Annotated in this window: 7 protein-coding genes; 5 read left to right on the top strand and 2 right to left on the bottom strand. The window is 49.9% G+C overall.

Annotated features, from left to right (window positions below):
- Together L0660_RS08210 and L0660_RS08205 are read right to left on the bottom strand one after the other, a co-directional pair.
- Positions 1-681, bottom strand: a complete 681-nt coding sequence (locus L0660_RS08210) for a VTT domain-containing protein (RefSeq protein WP_235159045.1) — start codon at positions 679-681, stop codon at positions 1-3.
- 158 nt (positions 682-839) lie between these two features.
- Positions 840-1,574 (bottom strand): FadR/GntR family transcriptional regulator, encoded by a 735-nt coding sequence (locus tag L0660_RS08205; RefSeq protein ID WP_235159044.1) that lies wholly within the window; start codon positions 1,572-1,574, stop codon positions 840-842.
- A 154-nt stretch (positions 1,575-1,728) separates the two neighbouring features.
- On the opposite strand from L0660_RS08205, the gene L0660_RS08200 reads away from it, so the two are divergent.
- The 5 genes from L0660_RS08200 to L0660_RS08180 are packed head-to-tail and all read left to right on the top strand — an operon-like array spanning position 1,729 to position 11,837.
- Positions 1,729-5,115: a SusC/RagA family TonB-linked outer membrane protein gene (locus tag L0660_RS08200; RefSeq protein ID WP_235159043.1), complete on the top strand. Its 3,387-nt coding sequence runs from the start codon at positions 1,729-1,731 to the stop codon at positions 5,113-5,115.
- Position 5,116: 1 nt separating this feature from the next.
- Complete coding sequence (locus L0660_RS08195; RefSeq protein WP_235159042.1) at positions 5,117-6,697, top strand: RagB/SusD family nutrient uptake outer membrane protein; 1,581 nt, start codon at positions 5,117-5,119, stop codon at positions 6,695-6,697.
- Between the two features lie 24 nt (positions 6,698-6,721).
- The gene (locus tag L0660_RS08190) at positions 6,722-7,663 is read left to right on the top strand and encodes a dihydrodipicolinate synthase family protein (RefSeq protein WP_235159041.1); all 942 of its coding nucleotides are present in this window, start codon (positions 6,722-6,724) and stop codon (positions 7,661-7,663) included.
- 47 nt (positions 7,664-7,710) lie between these two features.
- Positions 7,711-10,308, top strand: a complete 2,598-nt coding sequence (locus tag L0660_RS08185; protein WP_235159040.1) for a sodium:solute symporter family transporter — start codon at positions 7,711-7,713, stop codon at positions 10,306-10,308.
- On the top strand, positions 10,305-11,837 hold the full coding sequence (locus L0660_RS08180; protein ID WP_235159039.1) for a sialate O-acetylesterase: 1,533 nt from the start codon (positions 10,305-10,307) through the stop codon (positions 11,835-11,837). The genes L0660_RS08185 and L0660_RS08180 overlap by 4 nt, the downstream gene beginning before the upstream one ends.
- Positions 11,838-11,842 lie beyond the last annotated feature (5 nt).

Genomic DNA, 11,842 nt, shown 5'->3' with positions numbered 1-11,842 from the left:
TTAAATAGATTCAGACGCTTTTGGCACCTCGGAGGAAACGAATTTTGCCTTAACGAACTGCCATACGATCGGCAACACCGATAATGCAATGATGGCTAAAACCACTTTTTCAAAATTGTCTCTCACCATCGGGATGTTTCCAAGAAAGTAGCCACCAATCGTCAGACTAACTACCCATAGGATGGCTCCGATAATGTTGAATTTGAAAAACACACTATAATTCATTGTTGCAATACCCGCTACAAACGGGGCCAGCGTCCTGACTATCGGCACAAACCGGGCAATAATGATCGTTGAAGGACCGTATTTCTCATAAAATCCCTGCGTCCGCGCAAGATGCTCGGGTTTGATCAGCGCGGTTCCCATGACTTTGATTCCCAATACTTTATGTCCAAAATATCTGCCAAACAGATAATTGCAGGTGTCTCCCAGTATTGCTGCTATCAGGAGCAAAATCACAACCAGCCATATATTCAGGGATTCCGGATACTTGGCCGCCATCATGCCAGCTGCAAAAAGCAATGAGTCACCCGGCAAAAAAGGCATGAAAACAACACCGGTTTCAATAAAAATAATCATAAAAAGAATGACATAGGCCCATGCCCCGTAGTCCTGAATGATTTGTCCGAGATGCTTGTCCAGGTGAACAAACAGGTCGATGAATTGGTCAAAAACCTCCACTGTGAATGTAATTTAAACTTGACTTCAAAAACCAAAATAGATGCTGGCGTCATTAAAACGCCGCATTTTTATTTTTGCAGTTGTAAAATTACAGGTATAATGGTGATTAACCTAATGTTGGATCAAATGATCAGCCATGTTCGTATTGTTAATGAGCCTTACTTCATAAAAAGCCGTGCAAAATGATTTTCCAAATGGCTCCGCATGGCATTGCGCAACTGCTCGGAATTCCCGTTTTCAATAATTTCCACCAGTCCTTTGTGCGAGACGAAATTTGCATTCGATGAATATTTGCGCAGCAAACCGCTTTTGTGCACATAATCGAACACGGGTAAAAGCAACCGCTGGAATTTTTTCATGGTCTCATTGCGCGTGATCTCATAGAGTTTTCCATGAAATGCGATCTCATGCTCGATCTGGAAAAGCATCCGGTCCGAGGATGAGGGCTCGGTTTCCACGAGAACTTTCAAAGCAACGATATCATCGGGCGTAACGCGCTCCATAATAAAGTCGGCCATCCCGATTTCCAGCGACAGGCGCATTTCAAAGATCTCTTTCAATGTATTGCCATCCAGGATCTTCGGGTTCATGCTTTTTTCCAAAATTGAAACCAGGTCGGGGCTGGTGATCACAGCGCCGCGGTGCTTTTTGGATTCCACCAATCCCATCAGCCGCAAGCGCAGCATGGCCTCCCGCACCACCGTCCGGCTTACCCCAAGCGACTGCGCCAATTCCAATTCTTTGGGGATGGAGTCGCCCACTTTGAAATTCTTTTCAATAAATAAAGCAATCAGGTTACTCTCAACTTTGTCTACCAGCGAGCTGGTGTCAATGCTCTTGATGTTGTGAAAAATGTCGTCCATTTGAAGCGTAAGGCGTATTATGTATGACAAATGTGCGGGTTTTCTTCCAATCCGCAAGTGGATTTTTTTATTATCAATTTACCATCATAAAAAATAATTTTCACAAGATGCTTGGAATCAACACCGTTAACCCTTTACCTTTATTATGTCATACATAATACAAATCCTAAAACTTAACCTTTTTATGAAATTCAACATTACGCGCCTGAAAGTGCTTTTGAGCCTTGCCGGGGTTTGCCTGGCAATGGCTCTGCAAGCGCAGTCGGGGAGGTTACTCACCGGCAAGGTGATTTCCGAGGACGACAAGCAACCGCTTCCGAACGTCACGGTTTTGCTCAAAGGAAAAAGCGTTGCCACAGAAACTTCGGTGGACGGCGATTATTCGATCCAGGTGAGCGGCGGCGATGTGGTGCAGTTCAGAATGGTGGGTTACGTGATCCAGGAAGTGCCTGCGGGCGCGGCTGCGACGCTGGATATAGTCCTTAAACCGGATGTTTCCTCGTTGAATGAAGTCGTGGTAACCGGTTATGGATCAGCCAGTCGGACCAAGATCACTTCGTCCATTGCCAAGCTGGACGCCAAGGTTTTGGAAACGGGTATGCGGTCCAATCCGGCCCAGGCGCTTGCCGGGACCATTGCCGGTGTGCGCGTATCGACGGCAACGGGCCGCCCCGGCTCAGTAGCAACCATCACGTTGCGCGGCGGGACCAATTTCGACGGCAGCGGAAGTCCGCTTATCGTAGTGGATGGACAGGTGCGCGGCTCGCTGAGCGACATTAACCCGGATGACATTGAGAGCATGGAAGTGTTAAAAGATGCTTCTGCCACAGCTATTTACGGAGCGCGCGCCAGCAACGGTGTGGTGCTGATCACTTCCAAAAGAGGGAAGGCCGGTTCTTCTTCTATTACATTTAAATCCAAAACCGGGATCAACTTCCTGAATGTGCCTTACGACTATCTCAACGCGGAAGATTACATCAAATGGACGCGGATGGGCGTGGTGGAAGCCATTAAGAACGGCGTTACCACTTCATCGCTGCTAAGCGGCGTTGGTCCGCGCGGCACAGGCAACTTATATAAAGATGCAAACGGCAACATTCTGGACGGAAACTACGATTCCCGCGCGATATGGAGCACGATGCGTCTCACCGACCAGAACCGCGAATTGCTGAGTGCTAACGACGGCTGGAAAACGATGAAAGATCCTATTAAAACCAATGAAGCAGGCGCTTACGATCCCAACGGGACGAATGCGGATCTGATCTACAAAGGCTTCAATTACGGAGATTATGCATTCAAATCGCCCGCTATTTCTCAGGATTATAACATTGGGATGAATGGCGGAAATGAAAAAGGCGGTTACTATGCTAATCTGGGCTATTACAATGAAGACGGACTGTCGCTTGGCACATTCTATCGCCGGTTAACCTTTACATTGAATGGTGATTACAAGATCAAAAGCTGGCTGAAATCAGAGAGTAGTCTGGCATTTGCACGTGCTAACTGGCGGGACCAGTCGCTGCAAAACGGCGAGGCAAACTACTGGGGCAGAATGCTTTCCGCGCCGCCTACGATGCGCGGGACGAATGCTAACGGAGAGCTGATCCTCGGCCGCGATGCCAACGACGGCAATCCCAGCCTGAACCTGGACAAGTACAAAAGAAGAAACCAGTCCGACAAATTCACGCTCGGGCAAGCATTTAAAGTTGATTTCAGCGATGACTTGTTTTTGCGCGTGGGCGGGATATTAATGTACGACGAAGCCGAAGCCGAATCCTTCAACCGCGACTTCCGGATCGGGATCATGAGCGCGACGAATCCGAACACAGGCTGGAACAGGGACAGGGCTTCATCCGCAGGCTTCGACCGCACCATCCGTCAGACTTACAATGCCATTTTGAACTATAAGAAATCATTCCTTGGCAAAAGCTACATCGACGCCATGGCCGGATTTGAATATTACGACGAAGCCACACGTGGTTTCTCCGCAGCCGGCAGACTGGCGCCCACAGACGATTTTCAGGATCTCGGCCTGACGATCAACGACGCCAACACGCGCAGCATCGATTCCTACCATACCCAGGAACGCATTATCTCGGGTTTTGCCAGATTGAATTATGACTACGACGGCAAATATCTGGCTTCGTTTACAGTTAGACGTGATGGTTATTCGAGGCTGATTGGCGATAATCAATTTGGCACTTTCCCGGCATTCTCCGCGGGGTGGCTTGTGCATAAGGAGGAATTTATGGCCTCTACCCAGCAATGGCTTTCTTTCCTGAAACTGCGTGCGAGTTATGGAAAAAATGGCAACATCGGCATTGGTACCAACAACGGAATCGGTGTTTATGAGTTGCAGGGCGCTTATAATTCGCAAATTCCCTACAATGGGAGCATTGGATTTTTGCAAACCGGCGTAGCCAATCCGAACCTGAAATGGGAGAAAAGCAATACGGTGGAAGCAGGCGTGGAAATGGGATTCTTTAATAACCGCATTACAACCAACATTGCCGTTTACAACCGCGTGACTACGGACAAAATTGCCAGCGTATTGCTGCCGACATCCGCAGGTGTGACGAGCATTCGTACCAATAACGGGAGCATGCGCAACCGCGGCGTGGAGCTGGAAGGAATTTTCAAGGCGGTCCAAAAACAGGATTTCACGGTGCAGATCGGAGCGAATGCGGCTTATAACAAGAATCTGGTGCTGAAATTGCCTTTCAATGGCAATGCCAATAACCGCCAGGGCGGGCAGCGCATTTACGATCCGCGGTCAGGCAATGTGATCTGGGCGGGCGGCTTGCAGGAAGGGCAGGAGCCGGGGGAAATTTTTGGTTACGTGAGCGATGGCATCATCCGCACGGGCGAAGATCTTGACAAATACAACAAAATAGACATCGCCGCCGGCGAAGTGCAATATGGCGCGTCGGCCGGAAAACGGGTGGCAAGCAATGCATTGATCAATTCTAAAAATCTGAACAGGGCCACTTACATTTCGACGCAATTGGGCGATATGATGTGGAAAGATCTGGATCAGAACGACACGATTGATACGCGGGACATGGTTTCACTGGGCCGGACGATTCCAAGATGGACGGGCGGTTTCAACACGACGATCCGCTGGAAAAACCTCTCGCTTTTCGCGCGGATGGACTTTGCACTGGGACACAAACAAATGGATTTCCAGCAAATGTGGTCGCTGGGCAGCTTCCAGGGTGAATTCAATGCAACCGAAATGGTAAAAGAAACCTGGACGCCCGACAACCCGGATGCAAAATATCCGCGCTACACCTGGGCCGATCAGCTGAATTCCAAGAATTTCGACCGCCCGAGCAGCATGTTCTGGGTGAACTCGTCTTACCTCGCATTCCGCGAAGTTTCCCTGAGCTACACTGTTCCCTCATCGCTGTTGCAGCGGGCTAAAATTGCCGGGTTAACATTCACCGCGACGGGCCAGAACCTGGGCTATGTGACCAACAAAATGCTGAGCCTGCCCGAGCGCACCGGCTCGCAAAACAGCGCTTATACTATTCCTACAACCCTTATTCTCGGAGCCAACTTCACTTTTTGACATGATGAAAAAAATCAGAATTTACATCTGCTGGGCACTGCTTTCGGTGCTGGGCAGCTCCTGCCAGGATGCGCTTGAACTCGTTCCGCAGGATTATTTCGGGGACAGCAACTTTTGGCAGAACGAGTCGCAGGTAAGTAACTTTATGGTGGGTTTGCACAAGCAATTCCGTGATAATCAGTTTCAGTTTCTGCGCCTGGGCGAAATGCGTGGTGGAAATTACAGCACGGTCGACCGCCAGGCGACGTCCCTGAACGAGTTGCCCGTGATCGAACAGCGGCTTGAAGAAACGTCCTCGGGCGTGAACAACTGGGCCGGATTCTACGGGCCTATTTTGCAGCTCAACTTATTTATTCAAAAAGTAGAAGCCATCACATTCCTGTCCGAAACGCGCAAAAGTTACCTTTTGGCCCAGGCTTATGCCATGCGCGCTTACTATTATTTCCACTTGCTGAGAACTTACGGCGGCGTGCCGCTGGTGCTGGAAGCGGATGTTTTGAATGGGACCACCGATGCGGTGATTTTACGGAAAGCACGCGCAGCCGAGGCGGATGTGCTGGCGGCGGTGAAGGCGGATGTGAACAAGTCGATCTCGCTTTTTGGAGCACAGGCTGCGGTTACTGATAAAAGTCAATGGTCGCCCAATGCAGCTTTGATGCTGAAAGGAGAGGTTTTTCTGTGGTCTGCCAAAGTGTATGGCGCAACGGCCGATCTGGCGGAAGCCAAAACAGCATTGAATGCAGTGACCGGCGCGGCATTACTTCCAAATTTTGCCAATGTATTCGCCTATAATCAAAAAAATAACAACGAGATCATATTCGCGATCCGTTTCCGGGTGGGCGAGGCAGAAATGAGCGGCGTGGCGGCTTACACTTACTCGACTTTCAACTTCAACGGGCTGCATTATAAAGACTCGACGGTGAGCGCAGGCGTAGGAAATTTCCTCGTGGACCCGCTCGTACTGGCTGCGCCTAATTCGCAGCAGGTGATCCAGCGGTATGCTTATACGTTCGAGCTTTTCCAGTCTTACGATGTGGCCGACAGCAGGCGCAACGCGACCTTTTACGATTATTACAAAGTAAGCACAGACGTGAAACCCTATGTGACCACGATCAAAAATACAGCATTGGTCAAATTCCTGGGAACAATTGATGCCAACAAGCGCTATTTTTCCGACGACTGGCCCGTTTACCGCGAAGCAGATCGTCTCCTGATGCTGGCCGAAATCACGAATGCAGAGGGCGGCGATCCCACACAATTCATTCAGCCCGTGCGTGACCGCGCGTTTGCGCCTGCGAAAGATCCGAAGCCATTTAAGAATGCAGGGAAAGATGCCAACGAGCTGGCGATTTTTGAGGAGCGTACCAAAGAATTTGTACACGAAGGAAAGCGCTGGTACGACCTGCGCCGGATGAAGTATGGCGCTGAACCTCTTATGTTTAAGAGCACAAACCATCCTTACGGAGTCCTGGACAAAACCACCCAGGCGTACCGGATTTTGTGGCCTATCGAGGCTGCCATCTGGACCAACGATCCGCTTGTGGCGCAGACGCCGGGTTACACCACTGCAAGACCTAATTAAGCATCAGATTTTCACTAATATATTATGAATTTACATTTGAAAGGCCTCATTGCCGCTCCGTTTACACCCATGCGCGCCGACGGCAGCCTTAACCTGGATTTGATCCCGGCTTATTACCAATTTTTAAAACAAAACGGCATCAAAGGCGCATTCATCTGCGGCTCCACGGGTGAAGGCGTTTCCATGACCGTTTCCGAGAAAAAGCAGGTGGCCGAGGCGTGGGCAGATTGCGCCGGCGACGACAATGATTTTACCATTATGCCGCTGCTGGGCGGAACCTGCCTTGCCGATTGCATTGAGCTGGCCAAACATGCCCAGGAGATTGGATTAGACGCGGTTTCATTCACGAGCCCGTTTTATTTCAAACCCGCTAATGTGGAAATGCTGGCGGAATGCATTATCGCCATTGCCGAGCGGGTGCCGGACATGCCCTTCTACTATTATCACATTCCGGTCCTGACCGGCGTCGGTTTTGCCATGTTCGATTTGCTGAAAGCCATTGACGGGCGAATTCCGAATTTTGCGGGCATCAAGTATACGCATGAGGATTTTATGGATTTTCAATCTTGCCTGAATTTTCAGAATGGCAAATATGATATGCTCTGGGGACGTGATGAAAATATGCTTTCTGCGCTGGCTGTGGGCGCGAAAGGCGCAGTAGGGAGCACATTCAACTACGCCGCGCCACTGTATCATGCGCTGATCGAGGCATTTGAACAAAATGATATGGCCAAAGCGGGCGCGTTGCAGCAGCAGTCGATTGATATGATCCGCCTTTTGGGCAAATACGGTGGAATTTCCGTTGGTAAGGCTTATATGAAGGTTGTTGGGATGGATTGTGGTACATTTCGCCTGCCGGTAAAAAACATGAGCGAGGCGCAGTTTGCCGCATTCCAATCGGACGTTGCCGCGCTGGATTTTGATACATTTAAATCAGGCCAGGCGATGGCCAAAACCACTCATTGATGCAGCGCCAGATTCCTTTTCTCTGTTTTCTACTTTGCTTACATTTTATGTGGTCACCAACCCTGCATGCCCAGGATCAAAAGGCGAATGAGATCGTGTGGACGGAATTAACCAACCTGCCGCCCGCATCCGACGGCCAAAAACAGCTGGGCGTAGCCGGTGCATTCACTGGCGTGCACAATGGTGTGCTCATCGTGGGCGGCGGCGCTAATTTCCCCAATGGTATGCCTTGGGAAGGCGGCAAAAAGGTGTACCGTGATGAGATTTATGTCTTGCAGAAAAAGCAGGATGTATACGAATGGATCAACACAGCTCATTTGCCCGTTAAAACGGCTTACGGAGCCAGCGCGACTGTCGCGGACGGCATTGTTTGTCTCGGCGGAGAGCAGGAGAATGGCGTGAGCAACAAGGCATTTTTAATGCAGTGGAATGCTGTAAAAAAAGAAATAATTTCTAAACCCTTACCGGATATGCCGGTTGCGCTGGCCAATGCCGGCGCGACCAGCATTGGTAACGTCATTTATGTGGCAGGCGGGGAAAATAATGGCAAGCCGTCCAGCCAGTTTTTTGCATTAAACCTCTCAGATGCTGCGCCGAAGTGGGAAATCCTGCCTGCATTGCCGGTTGCCATGTCGCATTCGGTGGTGGTGACGCAGCACAATGGCAAGCAGCCGCAAGTGTATGTGCTGGGCGGAAGAAGCGCGACGGCGAGTGGGATCAGTGATTTGCATAGCAGCAATTTTACGTATGATCCGGCCAAAAAAACATGGCGGAAACTGGCCGATATCAGTGATGGAAAGCAGGTTACCACCTGGTCGGCGGGGACGGGCGTGGCCAGCGGCGCCTCCTACATCCTGCTCATCGGCGGGGACAAAGGCAATGTGTTTCACCAGATCGAAACATTCAATGCGCAGATTGCAAAAGCAGAAACCGCAGCATTGAAACAAAAACTGCAAGCCGAAAAAGTAGCGCTGCTGACTTCCCATGCAGGTTTCAGCAAAGACATTTATTTATACAACACCATTACCAACGCCTGGACTACCCTCGACGCGCTGCCCGGCCCGGCGCAGGTCACGACCACTGCCGTGAAATGGGACAACGACATTTTCATCCCCAGCGGCGAAATCCGCCCCGGCACGCGCACACCCATCATTACCAAAGGCAGCATTCAGCACAAGCCATTCTTTTCCTGGATCGACTCGGCCGTGTTGGGCATTTGTTTCCTGTTGATGACTGCCGGACGATTCCTTTTTACCGGCAAGACCAGCAACACCGACGACTATTTCAAAGGCGGCGAGCGCATTCCGCAATGGGCTGCGGGCATCAGCATTTTCGGGGCGAAACTCAGTGCGATCACATTCATGGGCATTCCAGCGAAAACGTACGGGACCGACTGGACGTACTTTTTCCTGCTTATGACGATCATTATGGTGATGCCGCTGGTGGCCCGTTATTTCATCCCTTTTTACAGAAGGCTGCACGTGACGTCGGCATATGAATACCTGGGTAAGCGCTTCAATTACGGTTCGCGCGTGATGGCCTCATCACTTTACGTGCTGCTCCAAATCGGCCGGATGGGCATCGTGGTGCTGCTTCCGAGCATTGCGCTCACGTTGGTAACAGGCATCGACATCAACATCTGCATCATTATGATCGGGGCGATCAGCATTTTCTTTACCGTCAAAGGCGGCATCGAAGCCGTGATCTGGGTGGAAGTGATCCAGGTTCTGATCCTGGCAACCGGTGCGTTGTTCTGTCTGTTTTACCTGCCGTTTCACATCACCGACTGGGATGCAGGCTTCAAGGCATTGGACAACGCCGATAAATTAAAGGTCTTCGATTTCCGTTTCGATTTCACCGAACCCACATTCTGGGTGGTGGTTATCGGCGGGCTGGCTATCAACTTACTGACTTACGGGACAGACCAAACCACCGTACAGCGTTACCTGACGACCAAATCCGAAAAAGAATCGATCAAAAGTCTGAAACTCGGCGCGTGGCTCACATTGCCTTCGACATTGGTTTTCTTCTCGATCGGGACTTTGCTGTTTTTGTTTTTCCGCGAGCATCCGCAGGAGGTTAATATGGCTTTGAATGATCAGGACAACATATTTCCGTGGTATATCGTGAGCCAGCTTCCGGCAGGATTGTCGGGGTTGCTTATTGCAGGCATTTTCGCCGCAGCGATGAGCAGCACAGAGGCGAGCATGAACTCCACGGCAACCTTGCTGACCACCGATTTTTACCAAAAATTCAAACCCGAAGTCACACCGAAACAAACGCTGTTCTTTGCCAGAACCACAACATTGTTACTCGGCATTTTCGTAACCTGCATCGCGCTCTACATGGCGCATAAGGGCGTTTCTTCGCTTTGGGATAAGTTTAACACCATTCTTGGCTTGTTCACAGGCTGTATCGGAGGCGCATTTATTCTCGGCATTTTCACCAAAAAAGCCAGCGGAAACGGTGTGATGATCGGTATGGCGATCAGCTGCTTTACGCAGATCCTGATCCAGCATTACACCAGCGTTCATTTGCTGATGTACGCCTTCACCGGCCTGGTAAGCTGCGTCGTTTTCGGTTATTTATTTAGTTTAATGATGCCCGCAGATCGTGATTTAAAGGGGTTAACAATGTACGAATGATGGTCAGATTCCTGTTTTTGCTGTTGCTGAATGTGCTCGCTTTTGATTTTTGCAAAGCCCAAAATGGCGTGGATAGCAAGCTTACATTGGCCCCGGTTTTCTCGGATCACATGGTTTTGCAAAGAAACAAGCCTATTAAAATCTATGGAAAAGCGGCAAGCGGGAGCAATGTTACAGTTCAGTTTCTGGATCAGACAATGCGGACAAAAGCAGATCAATCCGGGAAATGGGATGTGGTTTTTCCGGCTGCGAAAGAGGGTGGTCCTTATGTAATTTCCGTTGCGGCTAATGAGCAGAAAATCAATGTTAATGATGTGCTGATCGGGCATGTGTGGCTTTGTTCGGGACAGTCGAACATGGATTTTGCATTGCGTGATGCGCAAACGGGACCCGACGAATTGCAGGAGGGTCAGTTCGATCCCGAGATGCGATTGCTGAAAATGGCGGGCGCTGTTTCGACGGGTGACGTGGCCTGGGATTCCGCATCATTGGAGAAGGTTAATAGATATGAATTTTTCTCAGGCAAATGGAAATCGCCCGATAAAGTGTCCGCGGCCTCATTTTCAGCGATCGCTTATTATTTTGGTAAACAAATAAAAAAGGAAACCAATGTGCCCATCGGCCTCATCCAGGTCGCATTGGGCGGTTCTCCGACGGAATCCTGGATCGACCGCGCACTTTTGGAACAAGATCCGCAATTCGCCGGCATGCTCGGTGACTGGTCGCATTCCGACCTGGTTATGGACTGGTGCCGCGAACGCGCTGCCAAAAACATTACTAATGCCCAATCCAAAGATCAAAAGCACCCTTACCAGCCTGGTTACAGTTTCCAGGCAGGCATCGCGCCGCTCACCGGTTTCCCGATTACGGGCGTGATCTGGTATCAGGGCGAAAGCAATGTGTTCAATGTGCCGCTGCACGAGCAGCTTTTTACGATGCTGGTGAAAAGCTGGCGCGAAAAGTGGCGTGACACATTTCCATTTTATTATGTCCAATTATCCAGCATAGAACGGCCTTACTGGCCCGAATTCCGGGATTCGCAACGAAAGCTGCTGACTAAAATTCCAAATTCCGGCATGGCGGTCAGCTATGACTTTGGTGACTCACTAAATGTGCATCCGACCCGTAAAAAGGAAGTAGGGGAGCGGCTGGCATTGCTGGCGCTTCGGGATCATTATCAAAAGTCAGTTATGGCCAATGGTCCGGTTCCTCAAAGGGCCACGTTAAAAAACGGAGCGATCCGGATTCAGTTTTTAATTGAAAAAACAACATTAGATCATAACAAGGCTTTGCCAAAACAAAAGCTTTTAACCAAAAACAATGCGCCAATGACCGGCTTTGAATTGGTAACCGAGAGCGGCAAACGACTCGTGGCCAATGCCAGAATTGAAGGTGACGAAGTGATCATTCATGTTCCTGCTGGCGAGCGGATCAGGACTGTTTTATACGCCTATCAGGCATTTACACGCGCAAATCTTTATAATGAGGCGGGTTTGCCTGCTTCGACTTTTTCAATAGCAGTAAAATAAAAAGC

It is taken from the genome of Dyadobacter sp. CY351 (assembly GCF_021502625.1).
Lineage (GTDB): Bacteria > Bacteroidota > Bacteroidia > Cytophagales > Spirosomataceae > Dyadobacter > Dyadobacter chenhuakuii.
Note: the sequence above shows the minus strand (reverse complement) of the source record. Positions and strands in the feature narration are given on the sequence as shown.